Source organism: Scytonema sp. PCC 10023, from assembly GCF_963920835.1.
Taxonomy (GTDB): domain Bacteria; phylum Cyanobacteriota; class Cyanobacteriia; order Cyanobacteriales; family Nostocaceae; genus Kalymmatonema.
Genome location: NZ_CAWUDP010000122.1, coordinates 1 through 26,538, shown reverse-complemented (window position 1 = coordinate 26,538; position 26,538 = coordinate 1). Strand labels below are relative to the sequence as shown.

At 44.1% G+C, this 26,538-nt stretch carries 26 protein-coding genes; 15 read left to right on the top strand and 11 right to left on the bottom strand.

Annotated elements, in window-relative coordinates:
* Positions 1-60: 60 nt before the first annotated feature.
* Positions 61-1,059, bottom strand: a complete 999-nt coding sequence (galE, locus tag ACM0OZ_RS41565) for a UDP-glucose 4-epimerase GalE (RefSeq protein WP_414588730.1) — start codon at positions 1,057-1,059, stop codon at positions 61-63.
* A 251-nt stretch (positions 1,060-1,310) separates the two neighbouring features.
* On the opposite strand from galE, the gene ACM0OZ_RS41560 reads away from it, so the two are divergent.
* Together ACM0OZ_RS41560 and ACM0OZ_RS41555 are read left to right on the top strand one after the other, a co-directional pair.
* A complete protein-coding gene (locus tag ACM0OZ_RS41560) occupies positions 1,311-1,970 on the top strand; it encodes a hypothetical protein (RefSeq protein WP_414588729.1) in 660 nt (219 codons plus the stop codon).
* Positions 1,971-2,381: 411 nt separating this feature from the next.
* A complete protein-coding gene (locus ACM0OZ_RS41555; RefSeq protein ID WP_414588728.1) occupies positions 2,382-4,133 on the top strand; it encodes an ABC transporter ATP-binding protein in 1,752 nt (583 codons plus the stop codon).
* Positions 4,134-4,247: 114 nt separating this feature from the next.
* Here the strand turns inward: ACM0OZ_RS41555 and ACM0OZ_RS41550 are convergent, their stop codons facing one another.
* Complete coding sequence (locus ACM0OZ_RS41550) at positions 4,248-4,937, bottom strand: sugar transferase (RefSeq protein WP_414588727.1); 690 nt, start codon at positions 4,935-4,937, stop codon at positions 4,248-4,250.
* Positions 4,938-5,627: 690 nt separating this feature from the next.
* On the opposite strand from ACM0OZ_RS41550, the gene ACM0OZ_RS41545 reads away from it, so the two are divergent.
* Positions 5,628-5,927: a hypothetical protein gene (locus ACM0OZ_RS41545; RefSeq protein ID WP_414588726.1), complete on the top strand. Its 300-nt coding sequence runs from the start codon at positions 5,628-5,630 to the stop codon at positions 5,925-5,927.
* 385 nt (positions 5,928-6,312) lie between these two features.
* Here the strand turns inward: ACM0OZ_RS41545 and surE are convergent, their stop codons facing one another.
* Positions 6,313-6,993, bottom strand: coding sequence for a 5'/3'-nucleotidase SurE (gene surE / locus ACM0OZ_RS41540; protein ID WP_414588725.1), 681 nt, complete (start codon positions 6,991-6,993; stop codon positions 6,313-6,315).
* A 486-nt stretch (positions 6,994-7,479) separates the two neighbouring features.
* On the opposite strand from surE, the gene ACM0OZ_RS41535 reads away from it, so the two are divergent.
* Positions 7,480-8,658, top strand: coding sequence for an acyltransferase family protein (locus ACM0OZ_RS41535; RefSeq protein WP_414588724.1), 1,179 nt, complete (start codon positions 7,480-7,482; stop codon positions 8,656-8,658).
* A gap of 127 nt (positions 8,659-8,785) precedes the next feature.
* Here ACM0OZ_RS41535 and ACM0OZ_RS41530 read toward each other — a convergent pair whose 3' ends face one another.
* A complete protein-coding gene (locus ACM0OZ_RS41530) occupies positions 8,786-8,971 on the bottom strand; it encodes a hypothetical protein (RefSeq protein WP_414588723.1) in 186 nt (61 codons plus the stop codon).
* A gap of 61 nt (positions 8,972-9,032) precedes the next feature.
* Here ACM0OZ_RS41530 and ACM0OZ_RS41525 point away from each other — a divergent pair, with 61 nt between their 5' ends.
* Together ACM0OZ_RS41525 and ACM0OZ_RS41520 are read left to right on the top strand one after the other, a co-directional pair.
* Positions 9,033-10,157: an RNA-guided endonuclease InsQ/TnpB family protein gene (locus ACM0OZ_RS41525; protein WP_414588722.1), complete on the top strand. Its 1,125-nt coding sequence runs from the start codon at positions 9,033-9,035 to the stop codon at positions 10,155-10,157.
* Positions 10,158-10,332: 175 nt separating this feature from the next.
* Positions 10,333-10,482, top strand: coding sequence for a dienelactone hydrolase family protein (locus tag ACM0OZ_RS41520; protein ID WP_414588731.1), 150 nt, complete (start codon positions 10,333-10,335; stop codon positions 10,480-10,482).
* Here ACM0OZ_RS41520 and ACM0OZ_RS41515 read toward each other — a convergent pair.
* Positions 10,472-11,650, bottom strand: a complete 1,179-nt coding sequence (locus ACM0OZ_RS41515) for an MFS transporter (protein ID WP_414588721.1) — start codon at positions 11,648-11,650, stop codon at positions 10,472-10,474. The two genes, ACM0OZ_RS41520 and ACM0OZ_RS41515, sit on opposite strands and share 11 nt — an antisense overlap.
* 325 nt (positions 11,651-11,975) lie before the next feature.
* On the opposite strand from ACM0OZ_RS41515, the gene ACM0OZ_RS41510 reads away from it, so the two are divergent.
* Positions 11,976-12,137, top strand: a complete 162-nt coding sequence (locus ACM0OZ_RS41510; protein WP_414588720.1) for a hypothetical protein — start codon at positions 11,976-11,978, stop codon at positions 12,135-12,137.
* A gap of 41 nt (positions 12,138-12,178) precedes the next feature.
* Here ACM0OZ_RS41510 and ACM0OZ_RS41505 read toward each other — a convergent pair whose 3' ends face one another.
* Complete coding sequence (locus ACM0OZ_RS41505; protein ID WP_414588719.1) at positions 12,179-14,566, bottom strand: glycoside hydrolase family 31 protein; 2,388 nt, start codon at positions 14,564-14,566, stop codon at positions 12,179-12,181.
* Positions 14,567-14,863: 297 nt separating this feature from the next.
* Between ACM0OZ_RS41505 and ACM0OZ_RS41500 the strand changes: the two genes are divergently transcribed.
* From ACM0OZ_RS41500 to ACM0OZ_RS41485, 4 genes are all read left to right on the top strand, one after another.
* Positions 14,864-15,088 carry a hypothetical protein gene (locus tag ACM0OZ_RS41500; protein WP_414588717.1) on the top strand — a complete coding sequence of 75 codons (225 nt, stop codon included), beginning with the start codon at positions 14,864-14,866 and terminating at the stop codon, positions 15,086-15,088.
* 52 nt (positions 15,089-15,140) lie between these two features.
* Positions 15,141-15,653, top strand: coding sequence for a hypothetical protein (locus ACM0OZ_RS41495; RefSeq protein WP_414588716.1), 513 nt, complete (start codon positions 15,141-15,143; stop codon positions 15,651-15,653).
* Positions 15,654-15,692: 39 nt separating this feature from the next.
* Positions 15,693-16,142: a DUF421 domain-containing protein gene (locus ACM0OZ_RS41490; RefSeq protein WP_414588715.1), complete on the top strand. Its 450-nt coding sequence runs from the start codon at positions 15,693-15,695 to the stop codon at positions 16,140-16,142.
* 291 nt (positions 16,143-16,433) lie between these two features.
* Complete coding sequence (locus ACM0OZ_RS41485; protein ID WP_414588714.1) at positions 16,434-17,111, top strand: PEP-CTERM sorting domain-containing protein; 678 nt, start codon at positions 16,434-16,436, stop codon at positions 17,109-17,111.
* A 123-nt stretch (positions 17,112-17,234) separates the two neighbouring features.
* Here the strand turns inward: ACM0OZ_RS41485 and ACM0OZ_RS41480 are convergent, their stop codons facing one another.
* The 4 genes from ACM0OZ_RS41480 to ACM0OZ_RS41465 form a co-directional block, all read right to left on the bottom strand.
* Positions 17,235-19,310, bottom strand: a complete 2,076-nt coding sequence (locus ACM0OZ_RS41480; RefSeq protein WP_414588713.1) for a hypothetical protein — start codon at positions 19,308-19,310, stop codon at positions 17,235-17,237.
* A 377-nt stretch (positions 19,311-19,687) separates the two neighbouring features.
* Positions 19,688-19,915, bottom strand: coding sequence for a hypothetical protein (locus ACM0OZ_RS41475; protein WP_073632203.1), 228 nt, complete (start codon positions 19,913-19,915; stop codon positions 19,688-19,690).
* Between the two features lie 167 nt (positions 19,916-20,082).
* Entirely contained in the window at positions 20,083-20,595 is a 513-nt protein-coding gene (locus tag ACM0OZ_RS41470; protein WP_414588712.1) for an orange carotenoid protein N-terminal domain-containing protein, read from the bottom strand.
* Between the two features lie 501 nt (positions 20,596-21,096).
* On the bottom strand, positions 21,097-21,588 hold the full coding sequence (locus ACM0OZ_RS41465) for an orange carotenoid protein N-terminal domain-containing protein (RefSeq protein ID WP_414588711.1): 492 nt from the start codon (positions 21,586-21,588) through the stop codon (positions 21,097-21,099).
* Between the two features lie 391 nt (positions 21,589-21,979).
* Here ACM0OZ_RS41465 and ACM0OZ_RS41460 point away from each other — a divergent pair, with 391 nt between their 5' ends.
* Complete coding sequence (locus ACM0OZ_RS41460; RefSeq protein WP_414588710.1) at positions 21,980-22,855, top strand: SDR family NAD(P)-dependent oxidoreductase; 876 nt, start codon at positions 21,980-21,982, stop codon at positions 22,853-22,855.
* A 56-nt stretch (positions 22,856-22,911) separates the two neighbouring features.
* Here the strand turns inward: ACM0OZ_RS41460 and ACM0OZ_RS41455 are convergent, their stop codons facing one another.
* The gene (locus ACM0OZ_RS41455; protein ID WP_414588709.1) at positions 22,912-23,454 is read right to left on the bottom strand and encodes a DUF6335 family protein; all 543 of its coding nucleotides are present in this window, start codon (positions 23,452-23,454) and stop codon (positions 22,912-22,914) included.
* Between the two features lie 611 nt (positions 23,455-24,065).
* Here ACM0OZ_RS41455 and ACM0OZ_RS41450 point away from each other — a divergent pair.
* The 3 genes from ACM0OZ_RS41450 (at position 24,066) to ACM0OZ_RS41440 (ending at position 26,483) form a co-directional block, all read left to right on the top strand.
* The gene (locus ACM0OZ_RS41450; RefSeq protein ID WP_414588708.1) at positions 24,066-24,467 is read left to right on the top strand and encodes a DUF2267 domain-containing protein; all 402 of its coding nucleotides are present in this window, start codon (positions 24,066-24,068) and stop codon (positions 24,465-24,467) included.
* Positions 24,468-24,574: 107 nt separating this feature from the next.
* On the top strand, positions 24,575-25,666 hold the full coding sequence (locus tag ACM0OZ_RS41445; protein WP_414588707.1) for a DJ-1/PfpI/YhbO family deglycase/protease: 1,092 nt from the start codon (positions 24,575-24,577) through the stop codon (positions 25,664-25,666).
* 112 nt (positions 25,667-25,778) lie between these two features.
* Positions 25,779-26,483, top strand: coding sequence for an SRPBCC family protein (locus tag ACM0OZ_RS41440; protein ID WP_414588706.1), 705 nt, complete (start codon positions 25,779-25,781; stop codon positions 26,481-26,483).
* The last annotated feature ends 55 nt before the right edge of the window (positions 26,484-26,538 follow it).

Sequence of the window (26,538 nt, the reverse complement as noted above, 5' to 3'; positions counted from 1 at the left end):
CTCCTCATCCTCCTCATCCTCCTCATCCTCCTCATCCTCCTCATCCTCCTCATCCCCACTCTACTGATGGCGCTTCTGGTGCCACTGCCAAGCGTGAGTGATAATCTCCTTGAGAGAAGAGTATTGTGGATGCCACCCGAGGATTTTTTTGGCTTTGTCCCCACTACCAATCAGTGCTGGTGGATCCCCAGGACGGCGATCGCACTCTACGACTTTGATATCTTTTCCTGTCACTTGCTTTGCAGTTTCAATCACTTCTTTGACTGAAAAGCCGTTACCATTTCCTAAATTAAAAACTTCGCTGTCACCGCCTTTGAGCAAATATTCCAATCCCAAAACGTGAGCGTCTGCTAAGTCGCTAACATGAATATAATCCCGAATGCAGGTTCCATCAGGCGTGGGGTAATCAGTGCCGAACACGGAAATAGATTCGCGCTTACCTAACGCTGTTTGCAACACAAGGGGAATTAAATGGGTTTCTGGGTTGTGGTCTTCGCCAAGCCTACCATTGGGATCAGCACCAGCAGCGTTGAAATAGCGGAACCGTACTGACTTGAAGCCGTAAGCAACATCAAAGTCAGATAGAATCCGTTCTACCATCAGCTTGGTCGCCCCATAAGGGTTAATCGGATTCTGAGGATGGTCTTCCGGAATTGGCACAACTTCAGGCACCCCATATGTTGCACAAGTAGAAGAAAATACAAAATTCTTAACAGACGCTGCTAGCATAGCTTCTAACAGGGTCAGGGTACCGAGAACGTTGTTGCGGTAGTACTTCGCCGGGTCGCTAACCGATTCCCCCACGTACGCATATGCCGAAAAGTGGATGACAGCGGCTACATCATGCGTTTTGAATAGGTCATCCAATAGCGCGCGATCGCCTGTGTCTCCTATCACAAGTTCTACTTGTAAAACTTTTTCTACCAAATCGCGGTGCCCATACACCAAATTATCGAGTATTATCACGTCAAAACCAGCCTGCTTTAGAGCAAGCACTGTGTGCGAACCGATGTATCCAGCTCCCCCTGTCACCAAAATGGTGGGTTTTCCAGGCGACATATTTTTTCCTTTTGACTTGACAACTACTAAACTAATTTAATTTACAGGAGGCAGATTACTGATCTGGGAAATTACAGATAGTGGATGCAGTTGTAAGAAATTGCTTTAAAATCACTACGATGGTTGTCGTGGTGTGAGGGTGTGAGGTATTTGAAGTCAGGTAACAGTACGATTACAATTTGACGATACAATAACCCCACTGCCCCAAAACCTGTAGGCTGACCGCAAAATGAAGCTTTGAGAGTCAATCTATGACATTTGTACTGTTAAGCCGGGTATTACTGTGGCTGCTTGTTGGCACAATTTTATACTCTTTGTTCCAGAGATTCTTTCCCTCAGGGAATTACGTCGCACGATTATTCTTAGTCATTCTGTTCGTCGTCGTCTTGCTGTCCTTTATCAATCCCAGGGAACCAGCTGTCGCCTCCTTGTGGAATGTGATATCTTTTCCGCTCAAACCTCTGGGAGCATCAATTTTACTGATGATTTTTGCGGCACAGAGGATAAAAGGTGGCGGAGGAATGGACGCACCAGGAGGATATTTAATAGGTTGGGCGCTGACAATTCTGTTGTTGGCAAGTACACCAGCTTTTGCTTATTTCCTGGAGCGTTCACCTGTAGCAATGATGGGCGAGCCATCCATAGCAAGTCTTGACATTGTCCAAGGGCGGCTTGCATCGTCCATAGCACCAAACGCCCCAACATCTGGGACGCTTGTGGCATTGAGGCAAGACAATACTGTAGCGGACGTCAGCATGACACCATACCTGGCGCAAACGACAACTTTAACTGACATTCGCAGACGAGGGTTGCGACTGGAAGACTTTGTACCTAATGCGGAAGCACTGCAACAAACAACGCGAGTGTGGGAAAGTTATCTCACCTATATTTCCGGTTTCTTGCGTGGGTAGATAGGCGTTGAGTTAGAAAATGAGTCATCACAAGGTCAGCACGGTATACTGTCGTGGCTGACCTTATTTTTGAGTCAAGAGTTGCTTTTTGCGCCTGTAGTATGAAGACACCTCGGCTTTGGCTTAGTCTAATATTGAAAAGTTACCAGGATTGAACTCAGAACACAGTTGTCAGAACCTAGAATAAAAAACTCTCATATGTTGCTCGGTATAACTTCTGACAACTGGGTGGAGAGTATTGGTATAAAGCCCTTGGCAACTTCCGTGGAGACCAAGAAACCTTTGGTAATTAAATCCCCCCGAAGTTTGCTTGAAAGGAAACAAGGACTGGCAACTTCTGTTTTGGATTCTATCCGTGGGGCAATCACTACTGCGTTCTGCGTTCTGCGTTCTTCTTAAGTAATTGCTTGAATGGCAAAATCACGACGGCTAGCTACACTCTTTGGATACCTGCGCCCCCATTGGCGGGAGGTGACACTAGGTATTATCGCCTTGTTGATTGTTAATGGGTTGGGTGTTTACATCCCTCTGTTGATTCGCGCTTGCGTTGACCAACTCTCAATAGAATTCAGCTTAAATCAAGTCAGAAATCTTGTATTACAAATTGTATTGTTTAGTTCAGCGATGTGGCTGATCCGGATGGCTTCCCGGATTTGGCTGTTTGGCGTAGGGCGTCAGGTGGAATTTGACCTAAAACAACGGATTTTTGGACACTTGCTGACACTGGAACCGTCCTATTTTGCCAGCAATACCGTAGGCGACTTGATTAGTCGGGCGACGAGTGATGTAGACAATATCCGGCGTCTGTTAGGTTTTGCAGTCCTGAGTATAGCAAATACGATATTTGCCTACGTTCTTACCCTGCCAGTCATGCTGTCGCTCAGTGTGGATCTCACATTAGCCTCACTGGCAGTGTATCCTGTGATGTTTTTCTTGGTGCATTTGTTTAGCGATCGCTTACGCAGCGAACAGTTAGACGTGCAGGAAAGACTCTCCGACGTCAGCGAACTGATTCAAGAGGATGTTAGCGGTATTGCCTTAATAAAAATTTACTCGCAAGAAGAAAATGAGCGTCGTGCCTTTGCCAGCAACAATCGGCAGCTATTGCAGGCTAATCTGAAACTGGCAAAAAGTCGAAACACACTGTTTCCACTGATTGGTGGGCTAGCCACAGTGAGTTCTTTTATCATCATCTGGTTGGGAGCGACGCGGATAGTCAATGGAAGCCTTGCTGTTGGTGATTTTATCGCACTCCTGCTTTACGTAGAGCGTCTGGTTTTCCCCACAGCTTTGTTAGGATTTACGATTACTACCTACCAACGGGGTGAAGTGAGCATTGACCGCCTTGAAGCAATTTTTACTGTCAAACCTAAAATTAAAGATGCATCAGATGTTATTCATCTGCCACGAGAACAGGTTAAAGGAGAACTCACAGCAAAAAACCTCAATTACACCTACCCTGGTTCCACCACTCCCGCGCTAGAAGACGTAAACTTTACCATAGCTCCTGGGGAAACGGTGGCAATTGTGGGCGCTATTGGTTCGGGGAAATCAACTTTGGCAAATGCTCTGCCAAGACTGTTGGATATTGAACCAGGACAGTTATTTTTAGATGGGGTGGACATTACCAAAATCGCCTTGGCTGATTTAAGGAGTGCGATCGCCTATGTACCTCAAGATAGCTTCCTCTTCAGTACAACAATTAAAAATAACATCCGCTACGGCGACCCCGTTAGCGAACAACAAGAGGTAGAATACGCTGCCAAAATGGCGCAAATTCACCAAGAAATTAGCTATTTTCCGCAACAATACGAAACCATTGTTGGTGAACGCGGCATTACTCTTTCTGGCGGTCAAAGACAACGTACTGCTTTGGCTAGAGCAATGCTCGTTGATGCCCCAGTGTTAATTTTAGATGATGCTCTTTCCAGTGTAGATAATCAAACAGCGACAGCCATTTTGAGAAATGTCTCTGGTGGTACGGAACGAAAAACAGTCGTTTTCATCACTCATCAACTCTCTGCTGCTGCTGCTGCTGACCGAATTTTAGTAATGGACAAGGGTAAAATAGTTCAGACAGGTACGCAGATAGAACTTTTGCAGCAACCAGGGCTTTATAGAACTTTATGGAGCCAGCATCAGGTAGAGGAATTATTGCATTAGTTGTGAATATCTCGTGTAAATAAACAAAGCCCGCCTCGGCGGACTTTCTCAAAAAAAGGTTGTTGAACTCGATTGTGGATAATAACTGATAATTTAATACTATTAATCACGTGGTTAGAAAGCTCCGACTCGACCAATAATCATGAAGAATGTCTTCACAATTAGTAACACGTCGTACATTGGATACCATTTCTTCTGATACTGCAAGTCTAAGTCAACGACTTGCTCAAAATCTTTGATATGAGAACGACCATTCACTTGCCACTCGCCAGTCAAACCTGGTTTAACATTTAAACGTTGCCAGTGACGTTGATTGTAGTGAACAACTTCATCTGCTGTCGGTGGACGTGTCCCCACTAAGCTCATTTCGCCTACCAGAACGTTCCAAAACTGTGGGATTTCATCTAGGCTTGTACTTCTTAAGAAGCGCCCGATCTTTGTGACTCGAAAGTCACTCTTATTTTTAAAGATTAATCCGTTGACTTCGTTCTGAACTAAAGACTTTAACTTCTCCGCGTCAGAAACCATAGAGCGAAATTTACGGATACGAAATGGGACTCCGTTAAGCCCATAGCGTTCTTGTGTGAAGAAAATTGGACCAGGACTGTCGATTTTAATAGCGATCGCTATTGGCACAAACAAAATAGCTAAAATCAATAGTCCTACCAGGCTCCCCACAATGTCCAAAAACCGTTTAAATTTTGAATTTACTGAGGCGTGAGGAGTCAGTAGCAATTCCCAAGTGTCGGTAGTTGCACCTTCAATAACAGTCGTGCAGGACGTGCAGGAGGATATTTCGTACATCGTTAAGTCAATTATTTAATGAACAACGTATTATTACGTAGCATTAACTTGAATATAGACTTAGCTTTTTAAAAGGAAATCAAGCTCTACAGTACTTTCACCGAATCTTCATCAGAGTTCCTAGGATCATCATTTTTTATAAATTTCAGTTAAAGCATAATAAATATATCTTATGAAAGATGAAAAAATAGTATAAATGTGACGATTGAAAACAACTGTGTTAGGATGTGCTACCAACTCAGTCCATCAGTTGGAAACTTAAACTCATACCTGGCTTATGGAAACAAACGGCAAAATTCATCCTCCGAAAAAGTTGATGTTATTGATAAATACTTGGATGTTGGATGGTTCGTCTTGCAGGATGCTCTTAACAGGTGCGAGTTATCACAAAAGTCAAGTTGCTACTATAAGCCACCAATGACTTTATCTTTAAGCGGAATCACCCAGACGCGTGGACATTTTGTTGAAGTAAAGAATATGGAGCAGCATTTTCTGTTTGTACTCTAAATTCGCTTAAGTTTCTTTTGATGACAGTTAGGCGTTCTTAAAAAGGCGTCTACACGAGTGTCGGAAGAAATGGCACATAGTCTTCACACGACAGTAGCTATTTGGCAGGTGCTGCTTATATTTCGCTGTTCAAAAATAACAGTAAATCTACTGTAATGAATCTGAAATCAAGGTGCTAAAAAAATGGTTGTAGCAGAAGTTGGAGTTAAAGTTAGTCGCTTGGAATCGATTGTTGAACAAATTGGGGAAGCAGTACTTGCAACCACTGAGACAATTGAACGTCTGGCTGAAAGAGTCGATACTCTCAGTTCACAAGTTGAAGAACAAGGAAAGCAATTACAGCAGCAAGGATATCAGATTCTTGCTTTGTGTAATGCTGTGCAGACTCTTGCTGAAACCCAAGATGATTCTCTTCAAAAACTCACCCAACTGACACAAAGTTTAGAGCGCTTGATGGCAATGATTGAAGAACCATCTGATTGACATCCTCTCCCGCTAACCCGTAAGGGTGTAGCGGGAGTTTCCTGGGGGTGTGAGATGAAACGGAACTATACGGACTTCCTTTCTTAAAAAATATCCAATTTTTTCTTGTGGGATGAGGGCGCTAATACCAAGCGTGAAAAAAGAATGCGACAGATACACACTGCCAAACCCTGATTCTATCTGGCTTTCTTAAAACAGTGAACAGCTACCTACGCAATGACGCCTCGCTTTGGTGGGGGATTTAAACCCGCCACCAACGCTTATGCCGTAGGCACGTCTCTTGACGAACGGTGCACAGGAGTGTGGTGTTTCCCCCAACGATGAAACTGATAACTGATAACTGATAACTGATAACTGATAACTGATAACTGATAACTGGTAACTGTTAAACCCTCAGTTTGGTAACAGCTATTTTCCCTGAAAAACAGACATCAACATCGCTGCCTGGAGTGCGATCGCGCTTGGCATATTCTCCTTCATAATAAAAGTTATTGCCCTCAATGCGGTAGTTAACAGGCAATGGTTTGGTAGAGGGTTGGCAAAACACAACTTCTGGATCGGGTTCTCCTGGAAGCAGATGAGGCAAATTCACATTCCAGAAAGTTCCTGGTTCCAGAGAACGGTTGAGTAAGTCAGCTAAAACAGAACTCGTCCACCGTGCTACAACATCCCAATCAACATTCAACTGGCGTTTGCGATAGTGGGAAACTGCAATTCCAGGAATCCCATGTATCGCTGCTTCCCGCACAGCGGCGACAGTACCGGAAATGTAAGCATCCACTCCCATATTGCCCCCAGCATTGACCCCAGATAGCACAAATTGGATCTTTTTGCAAATATGTGTTGAAGCAATTCTGACACAATCGGCGGGAGTGCCTGCAATAGCATACTCGTTCTGGGAGCGACGGTGGACGTGAATTGGTTGAGTCGTGGTGACTTGATGCCCACAGCCAGAAAGATGGTCGCGAGGAGCAGCGATAATTATTTCTTTACCATTGACAGCTTTGCGGAGCGCTTGAATACCGGGAGCGTCGATACCGTCGTCGTTGGTGAGAATTAAGGTCATAGATTGTCTTGTTAGGGCTGGTAGAGATCTAAGCAACAAGACCGATTTTCAAGCAAATTTGCTTTGGAAGCAATTGCTTAACCAACTTTTCATTTCGTTATGTATATAAGTCAACCATGAAAATACGTAAAAACAAATATTTCAAAAAAAATTCATGGTTCTTTCTCAAACCTTTACAGTTACTGCTCAAAGATTTTTTTACTTTATTAAATACATAATCTGCTAACCAACGGCTTATTAAATTGGCAAGTTGATTGTTAAGCAAATTTGAAGAAAGGCAGAAGTACGCGCGGCAGAAGGCATTCGGGAATCAGATGGGGATTCTGACCCCACCGTAATTATTGACCGCCTGTAGAGGCGGGGGTCTTAAACCCGATTGGGCAAGGCACAAAGGCAATACTGAAACTTAATTCTTTCCTTCTGCCCTCTGCCCTCTGACGAATGCCTTGCCCGAAGGGCGATAAAATTAGTGGCTAGAGTCATTCAATGCAAATATTGAAATCTGAGAAATCTACTGAACAGAGGCTGCGTCTTCATTACTTAGACGGCTTACGTGGATTGGCAGCTCTGTATGTGGTGATGGTTCATATAAATCGATACATGGGGCAAGAGCCTGTATTTTTGCAATTAATAGGTAAAACTCTGAGATATGGGAATTTTGCTGTAGCAGTTTTCATTGTGCTTTCCGGTTACGTTCTCATGCTACCGGTAGCCCGTTCGCAAAGCGGTTATCTTTCAAGAGGTTTGTGGGATTATATCCAACGGCGATCGCGTAGAATTTTGCCTCCTTACTATGCGGCTCTTCTTTTTAGTCTGCTTATAGCAATCATCGTATTAGGACTGATTAAATTTTTCAATTTTCAATGGCATGAATCTCCAGAATACGGGGAATTTCATCCTTTCTTTTCCCCTATTGATGTGATCACCCACTTGCTACTTATTCACAATCTTAGCCGCGACACACTTGGTTCTATTAATGCACCAATGTGGACTGTTGCCACTGAGTGGCAGATATACTTTTTCTTTCCACTATTACTATTACCTATACGGCGGCGTTTCGGCTTATTTTCGGCTATTATTTCTGCCTTTTTAATTGCCTTAGTACCGTTCTATCTTTTGAATGGATTTTTGGAACCAGCCCATCCTTGGTTTCTCGGCTTATTTGCCTTAGGAATGGCAGCAGCAGATATTGGGTTTTCTCAAAAACCGCATTTAACAGCAATGAGAAAATCGTTACCTTGGGGTGTGCTGGCTCCTATATTCTTTGTTGTTGCGCTGATAACCGAGTGGCAAGGACTAGGATTAGACAGGTGGATTGGTGATAGTTTTTGTGGTTTGGCGGCTGCTTGTCTATTGATGTACTGCACTAAATTGATCGTTGAAGGCAAAAAGGCACCTCCAGTTTTACGGCTATTTGAGACTCGTTGGGCAGTTGCACTGGGAGGGTTTTCCTACAGTTTGTATCTTACTCATGGAGTCGTAGTCACTGTGGTGGGTAATTTGCTTCTTAATCTTCAATTGCCACCCATCAAGTTTATAGCTATATTTTACGTACTCGCTATGCCACTGTCGTTACTTATTGGCTATTGGTTTTATTTAGTTTTTGAGCAACCTTTCATGTCCAATTTCTTGAAAAAGCGCGAGGTAAAAGATGCAGTGAGTTGAAATTTGCTGGCAGAAGAATTGCAGGTATTTTGAGTAACTACTCAAAATGTCAAACCACTAAATGGAAAAGATGATGAACTAGTTGAGTTTGTTCTAAGACAGCATTATCATAGACAACCCTAGTCACTTATTGACAATTGTCATTATTTTCAATCAACTCATCAATAAGACTTCTTAACCGTTCCTGCCAATTCGGAATGCTTTTTAGTTTATCTTTTACACCTTCACGCACCCTCACACAAAGAGGGGATTTATCAAAAGGCTCTTCATTAAAAGGAAGCGCCCCTAGTTTATGTTTTTTCTGAAAAGGCATTGACAATCACTTTTGTGTATTTGTATACTAATAACCATGGCGTAAACATTGAGGTCGGTCAATGCTTCTATCTATTAAGACTAAGCTAAAACTAACAAGCGGACAAAAAACCATAATGAGTAAGCACGCAGGTATTTCTCGATTTACTTATAATTGGGGTTTGGCAACTTGGAAAAGCTTATATCAAGATGGATACAAGCCTAATAAATACTTGCTCAAAAAGTTCTTCAACAACGAAGTAAAATCGGAGTTGGAATGGATTAAAGAGAAAGGTATTTGTCAGAAAATAACTCAATACGCTTTTGACCAGCTAAGTGCTGCTTTTGACCGATTTTTTAAAGGATTAGGAGGATATCCAAAGTTTAAAAAGAAAGGTCAAAACGATTCTTTTACTATAGACGCTGGTGGAAAACCGATACCTGTGGGTGGCGTGGGTGTCAAGCTTCCCACTATAGGTTGGGTTAAAACTTACGAAGGGCTACCTCATACAACGACCACTAAATTAACAATATCTCGAATAGCTGATGATTGGTATCTAGCTTTTGCGTATGAAGTAGAGACTGAATTCACACCAAAAATAGTGGATGTCGTCGGGGTAGACTTGGGAGTCAAAGAACTAGCGACACTTAGCACAGGTGTTGTCTTTCCAAATCCTAGGGCGTACAAGAAGAACATCCAAAAGCTTAAGCGATTGTCTAAGGCTTTAGCACGAAAAAGTAAAGGCAGCAACAATCGCTACAAGTCAAGAGTTAAGTTAGCGAAGCATCATGCTCGTGTCTCAAATATTCGTAAAGACGCGCTTCACAAAGTCACCAATTACTTATGCAAAAACCACGCTGTGATAGTAATTGAAGACTTGAATATTTCGGGTATGATGCAAAATCATAAACTTGCTCAATCCATTGCTGATTGCGGATTCTATGAATTTAAGCGGCAACTTGAATACAAATGCAAGAAGTTTGGAAGCAAGTTAGTTTTAGCAGATAGATGGTATCCATCCTCTAAGACTTGTAGCAATTGTGGCAGCAAAAAAGATTCCCTGTTGTTAAGTGAACGTGTCTATTCATGCGAACATTGCGGGCACGTAATGGACAGAGATTTAAACGCCGCAATCAACTTGAGCCACTGCGTTGCCGGGGTTCCCCCGGTTGTAGCAAGTGGCGTATCGCGCAGGGCTTTGGCGTGAATGCTTTCTGAGGGATAACCGCTGCCATGCTCCCCGTGAAGAAAGAAGCAAATGTCTAGACTTGTCTAGGATTTATATAGCAGGTTGTAGCTCGTATCATTGTGCAGGCGATCGCCCAAGAGGCAAATCAAGTCGCGGTTTCAGCAACTTGGCAAAGACTACACGTTGAAAATTTATTTATCCCGATGCCGATCATGGGTTTTTCTGCCACGAGGGTTCTGGCTACAACCGCGTGGCGGCGGAAGATGCACCAGGCATCTTCCGCCGATTTTTCCATGCGCATCTACAGGAGCCGTTTTATACTAGAATGGGCATTAAACTTTAAAAAGCCCAATTAGCAAGGCGAAGGGTGCTGCAAGTAACATCCACATGGTGTTTTGCAAACCATACTGTTGAGCAACGAAACCCAGCGCAAGCGGAGTTAAACCGCCAAATACACCAAACAAGTTGTTTAGCGTCATGACTGTACCGCTCTGCCCTGGCATTGCTGTGTACAATTGCCCCTGGAGGATTGAGTACCAACCTGAATTGAAGAACCCCAACAAGCCGAGAATCACCAACTTAACGTTTGTATTGGGTACAACCAGAAAAGCTGGGTAAAGACACAAAACAATGATGGCGCTAACTCTTAAATAATCTAATCCGCGCACCCGTTCCAGTAGGGGAATGAGGAGAAAATCTCCCAGCAAGCCAACCCCCAACCATACCATTACAGCAAAACTCGCCTGCATGTTGTCTGCACCCACGACATCAACAAAGTACAGTGCCAAAAAGCCGTGCAGAATATCCAACATTAAATCCGAAAATTGCAACAAGGTTAACCAACGTAGCACCTTGCGTCGTTTTAATGCGCTGATAGCATTCCGTATCCCATCTTTGAACCCGTGCATAGGTTCATCATGTTGGGAAGATGGAGCTGCAATCGGATATTTCCACAGCAGTCCCAATAGCAATACCGTCAGCACCGTCAAGATTAAAAACACGCTCCGCCAACTTTGATGGAATGCGACAGCACAAGCTAAAGCTAACGGACCAATGACATTCCCTACAGAACCAGCGAATGTCCAACGCGCCATATTTTGCTCGTGGCGTGTCGGTTTGATGTCCATTAGGGTAGCTTGGGAAAGATTGACAAAGCAGCCAGATGCTGGATAAAACAGCACAAACGCGGCTAATAACAATGGAAAGTTATGACTGAGGCTTACGAGCAGCAAGGCGATCGCAAAAGCAACGCCTCCACCCAAAATCAATTGCCGTCGCTGACCAATGTCTCCCAAAATTCCTAGAATCGGCTCTATCAAGCTACTGACCGTGTTGGGGATCGTCAGCAACATTCCCACTTGCACATAAGAAAGATGCAGGTCATTGCGAATTAACGGCCAAGCGGCACCCCGCACTCCATCAACCAGCTCGTCTAATAATTCAATGCTCAGGAAGATAATGGCTAATACAATTACAGTCCTGGCAGTTTTGTTTTTACCATTTAAGGGCACTGTGTAATTCTCCCATCCTCAAAATTTGATCACCAACGCAAACTCGGCAACAGCGCTGGCTTTGGGAGGGGGAATCCACGAACAGAAGTTCCACCTTGTTTGTAAGGCGAATCCCTTGTTGAATTGTTTTCTAGCAACTTACCAGGGAGGGAAAATCATCAAAGCTAGGGGTAAAAGAATGGCTTGCTAAATTCCAGTATAAATTAATTAATTTTTGAATTGGTATATACAATACCGTAATTTTTTATGTAAATTTATTTTTTTGAGTGTTTGATGATATTTAATTATAAATATTTTGGTAAAGTTAAGCTTTTGCTAATTAAAGATGGCGATTGCCGAAGGCAGTGCGGTGTGCGCAATCGCCGATCAACAGTGGCAGTACAAGTCCGCGCCTGACACTATATTGAATTTGTGCAAATTAGATGCGTTTGCCCTGGGGTTCTTAGTGGAAGATTTTGCTTTCTACAATGAAACAGCCCTGGTATAACAGCAAAGTATTCACTGCTATTTTCTAAGAATGTTTAGCGTTTAAAACTTCAATGTACGTGGTTTCCCATCGTCTTGAAATTGCTGCTCACCAACTCCCACAAGTTCAACTATCACCTCACGCGGCGATGGTGTCCATTCTCCCTCTCGCGCTCCAATTTCCACAATTGTTTGTTCTCCATCAGATGAGACACGATAATTTATAGTTGCAAAAGCGCCCTTTTGGTACTCAAATGTATGTCCATCATCTTCGTAAAGTGTAAATTCACCAGTACCAGGGAAAACGCGTAACCTTAGCTGCTCAAGTGGATGTTCATCAACATATTGCATGACAGGTTGCATCGGGATAATTGCACCAGCACGGACATAAAACGGCATTTTTTCCAATGGTGCATGGGCGAGGATATGAACCGGACCAGAGTAACTCTCGCCAGTCCACCAGTCATACCAAGTTCCTTCAGGTAAGTACACGGCGCGATGCTCAATTCCAGGACGGTAAATTGGTGCAGCCATGAGGGAGGGACCGAGTAAAACTTGGTCGTAGAGCGTGTAGGTTGTGGGATCGTTGGGGAAATGGTAGAGTAATGGTCTTAAAATGGGCGCTCCTGTTGTTGCTGCTTCCCAGAAAAGGGTGTAAATATATGGCAGCAACTGGTAACGCAGATTGATGTATTCTCGACAGATTTTCTCTGTACGCTCTCCAAACACCCACGGTTCATGACGAGCTGTACTCATTGCTGAGTGACCACGCATCAAGGGGTAGAGCATTCCTACCTGCATCCATCGAGCGAATAATTCAGCCGTTGCATTCCCTGCAAATCCACCGATATCGCAACCTACAAAAGCGACACCAGAAAGTCCCATGTTACACAGCATTGACAGGGACATTTCTAAATGTTCCCACAACGACTGATTATCACCCATCCACACCGACGACCACCGCTGCACTCCTGCAAAACCAGAACGAGTCAGCACAAAAGAACGTTCATTAGAGCGCAGTCGTTGCAAACCCTCCGCAGAAGCTCGCGCCATTGACAAACCATACAGGTTATGCACTTCCGCATGAGTCGCCCTTTCCTTAGATGAGGAGGATGAGGAAGATTTTACTCCCTCATCTCCCTCATCTGCCCCATCTCCACCTTGAGGTGCATCCAGAGGAAACCAAATTTTATTACCACCATCCCCAAAAGGGCGATCGTCTATGGCTGGTTCGTTCATATCATTCCAAATTCCTGCAATACCGATATCTGTCAGGCTTTTGTGTAAGTCGCCCCACCACTGACGCACATCAGAACGCAGAAAATCAGGAAAAACGGATTTTTCAGGCCATACGTAGCCGTGAAATAATCGTCCATCGGCTTGACGCACAAAATAGTCGTTTTCTATGCCTTGGTCAAAAACGTGATAGTTGGCTTCTGGTTCGTACTTAACACCCGGATCTATAATTGTCACTGCCTTAAAGCCATCTTGCGCCAAGTCACCGATCAGTTTTGCTGGATCGGGGAAGCGTTTGGGACTCCAGGTAAACACGCGATAGCCCCGCATATAGTCAATATCGAGGTGGATGACATCGCAGGGAATGCGGCGATCGCGGAATTCTCGCGCCAGTTCGCGCACAACAACTTCAGATTCATAACTCCAACGACATTGGTGATAGCCCAGCGCCCATTTCGGCGATAGCGGCATTCTACCAGTAAGCTGGGTGTAGGTGCGGAGAATTTCGGCAGGTTCGGGACCATAAATCATGTAATAATCCAACTCGCCGCCACGAGTTTCCATTTTCCAGCTTCCCGGTTTCTCTGCACCAATGTCAAACTGACTCCAGAAAGTTGTGTTGAAGAAGATACCGTATCCTAGTTGAGGACGCAAGGCAATAAAAAATGGGATTGCCTGGTACATTTCATCAGTCAGGGAACCGTAATCTAAGGCATCAACCGTCCAATTCGTTTTGACTTCGCTAAGTTTGTCAAGTAAGCCCGTGCGTTCGCCAAAACCGTAGAAATGCTCTTCGGCTTCTATGTGTTTCCATGCAGCAACTGCACCCAAGCGCCAACCCATACCTAAATCTGCATCTTGGGCAAAGGGACGACCAGATTTGTCGAAGCAGGTGATACGGCAATTTTGCCGTTGTACACTCACACGTATTTGCTCTGTTTCAATTTCTACTGTTGCGTCAGTTTCCCGCACCTGGAAGGGTATGACTGCCCATTCTGTATCATCGAGTGCGATCGCCCAAGGACGGCGGCTTGTGAATTCGCCATTAGGTGACATCCGTACACGAATTAAATTTGGTGCTAGCACGCTAATGGCTAGGCGTGAGTTACCACACTCAAGGTTGATAATGCGTTCATCCCAATGTACGGCTTGTACTGTACCGATGGTTGTCCAAGGTTGGTCAGTTGTGGGCAGTTTTCCAAAGTATTGCGGCATGCATCCTCCAACGTAGACGGCTGATAACAACAGCAACTGTAGTACAGCCTACCATTGGGTATAAACCTACCGACGGATGAATTCGTGAATACTCGTGAATACTTTGTTTTTGATTTTCTTTCTAAACTGAATCTAAGTACCTGTAGGTGGAGATTGTATTACTAAAGTTGTTTTAAAATATCTATTAAATCATTCTTAAAATATTTCTTTATCTTCCTAAAGTGAGAAGTTTAGCCTTTCGAGACTTGTAAATATTTAAACTGTTAACTTATTAAATCTATTATTTTGAAAGATTAAATGCACGAAAGGCTATTAATGTCGCTTAAGGAAAAAGAGGAATTTTTCCATCTAGAACTAGTCAAACATGGTGTGGAATACCACAAAGCAGCAGAAGTTGCCAGGATGATAGTCTCTGGAAAACCTGATGAACTTTTAACTGATAAAGAGAGACAGCTTGCTACGGAAGTTTGCAGAAAATGGTTAAGACAGCGCCAACGCTTGGCTTTAATATACGGACAATAGACTTTACATGGTGCTTTGGTGCTATTGTTTTAGATAACAGGAGTATAAACCAATGCCCGACATTGAGCGCGTGGGTGATTTGGAGATTGACCAAGACCTAGATATTCAGCGTCGCAACTGGGCAGTGGAGCGAGTTGGCTGGGGGATACTAGCGTTTGTGGCGTTGGCGGCACTGGTGGGGCTGTTCGGATCGGGAATGCTGAGCAATGCAACAGTCGGCAGCAAGAAAGCACCACTTTGGCTGGAATACGAGCGCTTTGGGCGCTTCCAAGCACCATTAAGGTTGCGAGTTCACCTAGGACAAAGTGCGGGAGGCAATGGTAAGGTGCGTGTGTTGCTCAAGCGCGACTACCTGGAGAACTTCCAGATTCAGCAAGTGACTCCGCAGCCCCAAAGTGTAGAAGCTGGAGCGAAACAGTTGACCTATGTTTTCCAGGTAACTGAGCCAAACCAACCAACGGCAGTAACATTCTACTTGCAGGCAGAACAAGTTGGTTTGCTATCCGCACAAGTGGGTCTACCTGGAAAGCAACCGCTTCACTTCAGCCAGTTTATCTACCCATAGCGACGACACAGTTATCAGCGCTTTATAGTGAGGAGTTATATGGATTCTGTTGTACGTGCCACTGCCATCTATATGTTTATATTGTTACTCTTCCGTATTGCAGGCAGGCGGGCGCTGGCGCAGTTAACAAACTTCGACTTGGTACTGCTGTTGATTATTAGTGAGGCTACTCAGCAAGCACTATTGGGTAATGACTTCTCGCTCACAAATGCCTTCCTGGTAATTCTGACCTTGGTAGGTCTGGACATTTTGATGTCGCTGTGGAAGAGGCGATCGCCCCAGATAAACAAGTTGATTGACGGTGTACCAATGATTCTTGTTGAGGATGGGCGATCGCTCAAAGACCGTATGCACAAGGCGCGGCTCCAGGAAGAAGACATCTTGATGGTTGCACGCCAATTGCAAGGGCTGGAGAGAATGGATCAAATTAAATACGCGGTGCTTGAACGCAGCGGCGGGATTTCGATTATTCCAAAACAGGAAAGTTAAACTTTTTATCTAGTGAAATATTATTTTGCATTTGGCTTATATTTCTAGTATTCGCAAAAACTTGTCAAATATTTAGAAAAATTGATTTTTTTTTAGGTATTCTTACAGTTGTTAATATCTAAAAAAGATTTCTGCTAAATTTTTAGTGTTATAAAAATTTGCACCTTAAAGTACCGAGGAAAGAGCGAGGTTCCATCGCCAATAGACTGCGGGGATAAGTTCACCGTGCCGATTGACGTGTACCAGCAGTCATTTTCACCCAAGTGTTATATTTAATACCAAAACTTGAACATGACTAAAAGAGCAACCAAGATAGTGTTTTCTGCTTTGGGAGTAACAGGAATTAGTCTTTTGTCTTCTGTGACACCAGCAAGCGCCACCATTTTGGTGGAACCCCTCGTAACGACACAGAATGAAGACATACTAAGAACGAGAAACCCAAGAGCGCTTGGACCAGAAATAGAACCTGGGCTAGTCATAGAATATGGTGTCCCAGATGTAGCGAACAACCTCTTAAACGCTACTGGGCGAGATATAGGAAGCTTGGTTTTTGAATTAGAAACGCTGTCGTATACTAATCCAAATTCCACTCCACCCTTCAATAATGAGCCAGTGCAGTGGGGAGATGTCAATGGAGATGGGAAGATTGGTTTTTCTAACGTTCCTGGTCTCAATGATATTTTTACAAACGTTACCGTAACAGATAACGTCCTCACCTATAGTGGTGGTGTCATACCCAACGGAACGGTGTTTTTCAATCCATTCTCTAGTCAGCCCGATTTACGCCCAGGTCGTGGTATCATCCCACCAGCACCACCTGCACCAGCAGATCAAGATGGACCCATCCGCGTGAAAAGCTATTACACTGCTGTTCCCGAACCAACTGCCGCCTTGGGTTTACTCTTGCTTGGCGGCATAAGCTTAGCTTCAAGATTACAGCGGAAACTGAAGCAGCAAATTAATTCATAATTACCTTTTAAGTAGCTCGACATGAATAAATGTAGGATGGGAAGCGCGAAGCGTAACCCATGCTGCCCTTTGCGATTGATGCGTGAGCCTTGGCTCACGCATCCTACAAAAAATTCTGTCCGCCTACTTAGCTTGTACTGGCACAACTTCTGGGTCATCATCAAGTGACAGGAGGAATTCAATCAAATCAGTTTGGTCTTGAGTGGTAAAACCTGCCTGTTTATCCACCCAGTAATTGTGTCCACTACCGTCTGCATTGGACTTTTGCAAGTCAGGTTCAGCGCGGTTAGCTAAAACGACTTGTCTACGCAAGTTGCGGTCTACAAGTGCCCGCAGACTGGTACTCGGATCTGGTAGAATGCCATTTAACAAGGTGCCTGGTATTCCCAGCTGGTCAGGATTAACAATCTCATAACCATTTTCATCCACTTTCAACGCTTGTGGTCCTGCTGCGGCACCGCCATCATGCAGATACGGTGCGGTAACGTGAAGTCCAATCAAGCTAGGAACTTTGTAACCGCCTGCATTACCAATGGCAAAAGCAAGTTTAAAGTCTTCTTCTGATGTAATGTCTGTGGGAACCTCCAGTACAGGCGGGTTTGCTGGCAGGGGAACTGACACGTTACTAGGATATGTTTGCGGTGCCACGAAGTTGCGGGCGACGGGTGCTTGTGCCTTTGCTCGTGAAGGCTGAGATTTGATTTGCTGTTCGGCAATGACATGATTGTTAGTGAAATACCGCCCACTATGACATTCAACGCACCCAGCCTGTGTGAAAATCGCTGCCCCACGCTTCACCGCGTCTGAGTTGGTAGATTGATTTGGCGGCGGTGCTAGCGAGTTTTGAAATGCTGACATTCCATTGAGTTGTGCCGCAACTGGCATTCCCGGTGAATTTGCCATCAATCCATCAAGGATAAACGGTGAACCCTTCGGGTATCCGGGCATGACAATCACCTCGTTGATGATAGGTGTGCCAGGAGTTGGGTCATTTTTCCGGAAAAATTCTGATGGTTTAGCGCCTTGTGGCAACCTAAACATTGGATTGGCGGCATTTTGCAGAATGACGCCTAAATACGTATCTTTGTCAATGCCTAAGAGTTGCTGGCTAGCATCAGCAGTTGATGTCTGATCTGAGTTTGTCCCATGAACGTTGCTGTTGAGTGAAGTCAGTCCGTGGAACCAGCCAAGAGCAGAATTTCCACTCCAGCCGTATGGGTATGCACCCAAAGTATAGGAAGATGGATTTTGGGAGGGATTGTTGTCATTGTCGGGGGTTGAGTCAAAGTTGCCAGGAGCCCAAGTGAGCAATTGGGCATCAACAGCATCTTCTAAAGCTTTTGCATCTGGTAGACGTGCTTGCTTGTTGTCGGATTTGATGTAAGTATGTCCACCACGGCGAATTGTCAAAGGATTAACACCAGTTTGCCGGAACCATGCTGCTGAGTTACTGGCTAATGCGACAATTAAGCCTGTATCAAGGTCATTGTTGGGTGCGCCTTCGAGGATGCGTCCGGTATCTTTATCAACAGTGGCATGGCACGCCGCGCAGGTAACACCAATGCGAATTTTACCGTCGTTGATGTGGGTGATAATTCCCAATGGAACGAGGGAATTAGCGGGAACGTCGAGTCCGGTGTTGAGGATATCGCCTTCTTTGAAAGTGCGATCGCCCACCTTCATATCCCGATCCATCGTCACTTGCAGATTTGTTGTAGGCTTACCGCCAAGGGCTAATATTGCTTTCGTCAAGTTGCCGATATTCATTGGACCATCTAAGGCACCAGTGACATCAGTAAAGAAAACCTCATTCCCAAAGGTTTCTGTATAAAAAGCTTTGCGCCCGATATTTATCAAATCCTTAGTGATAGCAACCGCTCCATTATCTGGTGAAAGTTGCTGTTTACCTTCTTCTGTTTTTAGCAAACTTGCTGCTTCATCCTTACTGATAACCTTACCCAGGACATCATAGGAGCCAATCTCTTGGGCTGTAGGCTGCGTCAGGGGAGTATACGTGTTATTAATACTTGGCGTTCCTGGCAATGCAATGTCAATTTGGTATGCCCAAAACCCAATAAAGAGAATCAAGGCAAGCAGTATAATAACCCCACGCAACCGCGTGAAAGTTTGAATTAATCTAACTTTCGGCGCTTTCGAGTTATTAGCTTCGTTTTCGGTTTGCTCTGGGGAAGACAACATGATACCTATAGCAGTCCTATTTGAGTTGTAAATTGCCTGATGAGGGCAGGGAACGGGGAACAGGGAACAGGAATTTTTATAAATGATTTAGGATTGCTATATGTTGAAAATGGAGGAGATGGGGAGGTGGTGAGTCCAGCGCCGTGCGGTGAGACAGCCCTGCAGGCGGTGAGACCAGTGCTGTTCGCGTAGCGTCTCCGCTAGGAGAAGGAGGGCTTCGCCGTGAGCGCTCAGCTGCTCGGGTGAGCTCGCCGAACCCCGAACGGTTTCCCTCCGCAGGCAACTGGCGTGCCTGCTGTCTCCTTCGGAGACGCTGCGCGAACGGAGGAGCTTCGCTAACGCGTAGCGTGCCGAAGGCATACCCGAAGGGGGAGACTTTAAAATCCTCGACCACAGATAGAATCAACAACTGCGGCTGGCTGACTACTATTGCGTTCTCGACAGAGTAAAATTTGAGCCAAACGTTGCTGGTAATAGTATTGATGAGCAATCCAGCCGATAGGCGTACCAGCAATAGTACCAATAATCAGACCAGTAATCAGACTATAAACAAGATGCTTTCTTTTGATATTATTTCCTCTAACAGCAGTGTCTTGTCCTAACATAAAATTCTTCTTAGATACGAATTTTCAAATAGTTAAACAGACATAGGTAGGGCACAGCCCCACCTACAGTTCTTTGATTTCTTTGAGCAGACCCTACTCTACAGGAAGCCTCTCTCTGGGAATCAAGGAGAAGCTTCAGAGCAAGCGTCTAGAGAACTTAGAATTTTTTAAACCGCCTGTGTCAGAAAAGACACTAATTCATCAGTGTTCAGAGCTTGGATTGAGTTCAACACAATTGTGACTTGCTCAGTAGGTGTCAATTCACTTAAAGCACCAATGAGATTGCTTCCTTGTCTTTGTGCTAACAGATACCAGAAAGCTATCCTAGCTTCAGCGCTCAATGAGCTATACTCATGAGCAGGAATTGTAGTTCCGCCGCCAGTAACAAGTTCACCCAGCGCCTTGCTTGGGTTTGGATCGAGGACCGTTGCATCTTGGTCATTTTTTTCTGCTCCTAGGAAGTCACGCAGAGCAGATAGCTGATTTTCTTGGGACAGTTGCTGAACTCGTGTTACCAAATTTGCAGCATCTTGTGTTGGCAAATTATTTGCAGCATCAGCGGGAACTGATTGAGCAATGTTGCGGTAGATTAACCCCAGCACTAGTAGCTGATCGTCGATAATCAAACCCTTAATCCCTCTTACAGCTTCTTGTACTGCATTGACATTTGTAGAAGTCATGAAACCTCCTAATTGGTAATAAATTTTTAGTGGCTTGGAGAAGGTTAGCAACATAAATTGAATTGCTAACATTCTTTCTGCGTATCATTCACGAAATCCTAGGATAAATTAGTAACAAATCTATTCCTAGAATGGCAACATTGCTTTATGTTGTGAAAATCTTTCTGCTAAAGCAACAAAGTAGAAATATTGACTGCTCTTGCTCATGCCTCTTCCAAGATTAAAGATTTAAGTCATAACCAAATCACTGTTAAAAGATAGAAAATTTATTTGAAAACAATATTTTTATACCTGTCTAAAGAGAGATAAAAGAGGTACGAGAAAATTAGAAAATTGAAAATTACCAAGTCAAAGGCGTGACGGCTATTATTAGGGTGCAACGACTTGAGTGAGCAACATAGATAAACACAGAGTGAATACAATGCTTGGTTGACTCTGTGCTTATCTATGATTTTTTATTTGCTATTTGGCAAAGACAATGCTACTTGAAATTCTGAAATCTTAAACTTCGGCACCTGGTTTTGGTTTAGCACCGAATGGCGCGACGTAATCGCGGAAAAGAGTAATTTGCTGCTCAAATTCAATTTGCTTAATTCTGTTGAGCAATTCTTGAGATTGGGAGGAAAGCTGATAGTCAGCAGGCATAGGAACGATAGTAGCGTTTTCCATGCCTTGAGCTAGGCGATACCAAAACAGTAGCTCGGTAGTATCGCCTATTGAGCCATACATCCGGGTATATTGATTATCTACCTTGTTAATCAAATCGCGCTGGAACTGCAACTGTTCTTCATGGGATAATTCCTTAATTTGATTGAACAAACCGTCAGCAATATCTGAAGAAACAGTGCTCGCTCCGGGCGCTGCGGGGGTAATAGATTTGCCCATTTCTTTGTAAATGAACCAAAACAAAGCTAGCTGTTCATCTACATCTAAGCCTTGCCAAGCTTGGACAATTTCGCGAATAGTTGGGTCGTTCGTTTGAGTAAATGTCATAAAAAACCCCGATTGCAATTAATAACCAACAGTAGCAAGGCTATCAAACGTGCATTTGGTGTTTAACCCCACTGAAGACAGATGTATCTAAATCAAAGAGAAGAACAATTAGAAAACGAAGAACTGATAAATTAGGCTCGGGAACTCCCAAAAGAGCTGTATTTCTTTTGTCATCAGTCATAAGAAAGGACTCAAAATCCAAACGTAAAACTTAAAAGGGCTTAAAACTTAAAAGGGCTTATTTCTTCTGGATTCTGAATTTTTGAGTGAATTGTTATACCAATTAAAAAAATAATTCTCATACATGAATTGACAGAACCCAGACCCAGAAAACACAAACCTATCCAAAATCTAAAATCCAAAATCCAAAATCGTATTAGGAGGTTGAAACATGGATAGACGTTTAGAAGGAAAAGTAGCCATTATTACAGGTGCTGGCGCTGGTATCGGGGAGGCGATCGCCCACAAATTTGCCAAAGAAGGAGCATCAGTCGTTGTTAATGGACTACCCGACGACCCAATTGAAGATGTAGTCAATGCCATTAGGCATTACAGTGGTAAAGCAGTACCCTATGCCGGAGATGTTTCACAAGAATTCCACGCTCAAAACTGCGTGCAAACGGCAATTAATGCCTATGGTAAGTTAGATATCCTGGTCAACAATGCTGGAGTTTTTCTTGCCACAGGCGAAACTCAGGACTACCCCGTTGATGTCTTTGATGATACTCTTCGCATGAACATCCGTTCTGCGTTTTTAATGACAAAATACGCACTACCACACTTACAGAAAACGCGGGGTAATATTGTCTCAGCAGGTTCTGAAGCAGGTTATAACGGCTTAGCATACAACACACCATACGGCGGCACCAAAGGCTGGATGCATTCGTTCATGCTTGGTGTAGCCGTTGAACAGGCAAAACATGGCGTCCGTGCTAACTGCGTCTGCCCTGGTGCCATTGATACTGCTTGGACGCATAAAGAAGATGGACCGATGAACGCCAAAATGGAAAAAAATCTCATCGAAGCGACACCACTGGCAAGACGCGGTACACCAGAAGAAATAGCAAACGTCTATGCGTTCATTGCTTCTGATGAAGCAAGTTATGTCACAGGTGCATTGTGGCTGGCTGATGGTGGCGTCACAACTGCTAAAGGTGCGGCTGGTTCAGATACACCATTCTGGTTACGCTCTCAACCCAAGGGCGAATTACGCCTTGATCACTCGCGTGAAGGACTGGAAAATAAGGAGACAAAGAGTCTGATGTAGGGGTAGTAGGGGGAGACAAATTAATCTCTTCATCCCCCTGATTCCTCTAAACTCTTTCAAACGTTATTATCGCCAGGCGGAGGCTCCTGAGACCAAATCCCTGAATCTGTTAGGGAACGAGCACCTCCCCCATACTCGTCTGGATCTGCATCCAGTCTCTCTATCTCTTCCTCTTGAATTCCTCCTGTGTTTCTGTCTCCATAATCTTCCGAGGACACCGGATCTAACTCCCAGCGACTGTCATCACGCTCCTCTAACATCTCGGTTATCCGAACATCCTCGTCATCGTTGATCTCCACCCCAACACCAGCTGCGATTTCTTCAACAATATCTTGATCGGGAGTGGGGACGGTGCCACCAACAGCTTCATCACCTACTGTTGCTTCTAGATCCCAACGAGCATCTATATCCCCCCCTGTGATCTCTGGGCTGGCTTCTACATTCCCCGGATCATCATATTCCTTTCTGCGATCGCCAATGTTATACCCTGGCTGCTCTTTAACACCAGTTCCGTAAGATTCGGTAACTACCTGTGGCAAATCATCCGTTTCAAGTTCACTATCACTATTTCGCTCTGCTAAATCTTTTTTTTCTGCCATAATTCTAGCCTTTACTGCATCCTCACGATAACGCTTTCTCTTTAAAGGGTAGTCTTCCTAAAGAAGTATGACTTTAGAGGTAAAAGAATTTCTTCCTTAAGAATGAAGAGAAGCTAGCCATTGCTGCCTAGTCTTGTATGTATAAATTCAGGTTATAGCCACTTCACAATTCATGTTATGAGTTCAGAAAGTAGAGGTTAAGAAATGTTTTATTATGCTAACTTCCACAATTTTAACTCATAACTTTTTTTGCTATTTCTTGTAAAACAAAGATAGGAAACAATCAATGTATCACTTTAGAAATAAAAAAGATATATCCCTTAAGATCGACGAAATAAGAGCTTTTTCAGCGTAATAATAATGGAAACATGAATTCATGGTCGAGTGATAAGGGAGTTAGGATTTATGACTTGGGGTCACAAAGTTTTTGTCAAACCCCAACTCATGACTCCTAACTATTTTCTAAAACCAGCTATAGAAAAATTAGTTACCTTTAGTTACCTTCCTAATAGCTGTAGAAATATTATAAATATTTAATCTTTTATTAAAAAAAATAAAGTACTCAATACTTCAACTTGCTCAAGCCAAGAATTTAGTGACGGAGGCAAAAAGTGAAATACGGCGAGTTTATTAAACACGTTCAAAGTGTTGGTCAGTTGAATTCTCGTGAAGAAGCAGAACGCGCAACCCGTGCCACACTAGAAGTTATCAGAGAGCGTATCGTTGGCGACGAAGCAAAAGATTTAGCATCACAGTTACCTCAGGAACTGGGCGAATATTTACGCGGGCGAGAAGGTGAAAACGGTCAACACTTTGACTTGCAAGAATTTATCAAGCGCGTTAGTGATAAAGAAGGTGTAGAGCCAACCGCAGCGATCATCCACGTCCGGTCTGTGTTTGCAGTACTGAGGAATGCTGTAACACCAGGTGAATTTGAAGATTTTCAGGCAAATTTCACAAGCGACTACGCGGAACTGTTTCCAATATCGCCAACGAGTGAAGTCCCTGCTTAGGAGCGTAGTGAGCGCTTACTACTAACCTATCTCCTGAAAAAATTGATAGATAACTGAATAATTGCATAACTGAATATTCAATTAGTAAGAGGAATTAAGAAAAGTCAATGGTAAGTAATCATACAGGTAAGAAAAAAGTTGCTATCCTGATTGAAAACTTTGTAGAGGATGCAGAGTTTCAAGTCCCTTACAACGCCTTAAAGCAAGCGGGAATGGAAGTCGTTGTCCTCGGTTCTCGTGTGAACGAAACTTATAAAGGCAAACAAGGAAAACTTTCCAAGCAACCTGATGGTACCACAACTGAAGCAATAGCTTCTGAATTTGATGCTGTAGTGATTCCTGGTGGTATGGCTCCTGACTATATGCGGCGCAACCCCAACACAGTCAGGTTTGTGCAAGAAGCAATGCAGCAAGGAAAATGGGTGGCTGCGGTTTGTCATGGACCACAAGTTTTGATTGAAGGCGATTTGCTTAAAGGCAAACAAGCTACTGGTTTCATAGCAATCCGCAAAGATATGATCAATGCGGGTGCCAATTATATAGATGAGCCTTTGGTCGTTGACGGGAATTTGATAACTTCACGTCAACCTGGAGACTTGGCAATTTTCACCACAGCTATATTGAGTCGTCTGGGTTATGGTGGCAAAGATGCAGCTTTACCAGATGAGAACAATCCAACAGCCGAATGGTGGAAAGTGGCTGATGCTTGGGGTGGTTCTACCAAGGGTGAGATTGTCAAAGCTTTGAATACAGCCCTTGCTGGTGAGCGTTATTCGCAGGAAGCGCTGGATAAGTACGCCGAGAAAGAATCAGATGCAGAAGTGAAATCTGTCTTTCAAGAGATAAATGGCGGTAAACAGCGCCACATCCAACTTTTGGAAGCGCGTCTCGATCAACTGGGTGAGAAACCTTCTTTAGCAGCAAATATCGCTAACCACTATGCGAAGGTCAAAACCGCCCTTACAGGAAGTGACGATATCTATCAGTTGCGTTCAGCCTTGGGCGATGTGCAAACCGGTATCGGCGATATAGGTAACTTAATAGCAGTAACGACCGATCCAGTATCGACTGCAATGTTCACACAAATCCACAAAGAGCTATTGACGTACGAGCAGCGACTCGTAGACCTGTATCGGGCGCGGATGGGTGCACAAGTGAAGCCTGCGAAACCGACTACAGGGGCTGCTGTGTCAATGTAAGGTCTTTGTGGGACGAACCACGTAGGCGCAAAGTAAAGAGAGGAGACGCTATCAGGAGGGGATCTTTGCGCCTTAATGGTTCGTTTTTTAAAGTAAAGGGAGAGAAAAGAACGTGGCATCAACATCGGAAAATAACCAGAATCAAGGTCAGACGGAAGCCAGTGAAACTGAGCGTTGGGCTTCATTAATTGGCGGTGGTGCAATGGTGTTAATGGGCTTAAGCCAACGCTCCCTTAGGGGGGTGTTGACGGCTGTGGCGGGTGGTGGTCTGATTTATCAGGGTGCTACAAAACAAAGCACGATCAAGCAAGCACAGCAAGCAATCACAGGCAGCGTGAGTCAAGCGATCAAAGTTGAAAAGACGGTAACGATTGATAAGCCAGCTTCGGAGCTTTACCACTTTTGGCACAACTTTGAGAATTTGCCCAATTTTATGAAGCATCTCAAGTCTGTGAAAGTGTACGACAACAAGCGTTCCCATTGGATTGCGAGTGGACCTCTGGGCGGAAGTGTGGAATGGGATGCAGATATTATTGAAGACCGAGAAAACGAATTTATCTCTTGGGCTTCAGTGGAAGGTGCAGATATTGACAACTCTGGTTTCGTTCGCTTTAAAAAAGCGCCCGGTGACCGTGGGACTGAGGTCAAGGTGGTTATGGAATATAATCCACCTGGTGGAGCGTTGACAGCTACTTTCGCTAAACTCTTCGGCGAAGAACCAGAACAGCAAATTGGTGATGAATTGCGCCGATTCAAGATGTTGATGGAAGCAGGCGAAATTGCCACAAATGAAGGTCAACCGAGAGGTGGGCAATAAGGAGATGAGGGAGATGAGGGAGATGAGGGAGATGAGGGAGATGAGGGAGATGAGG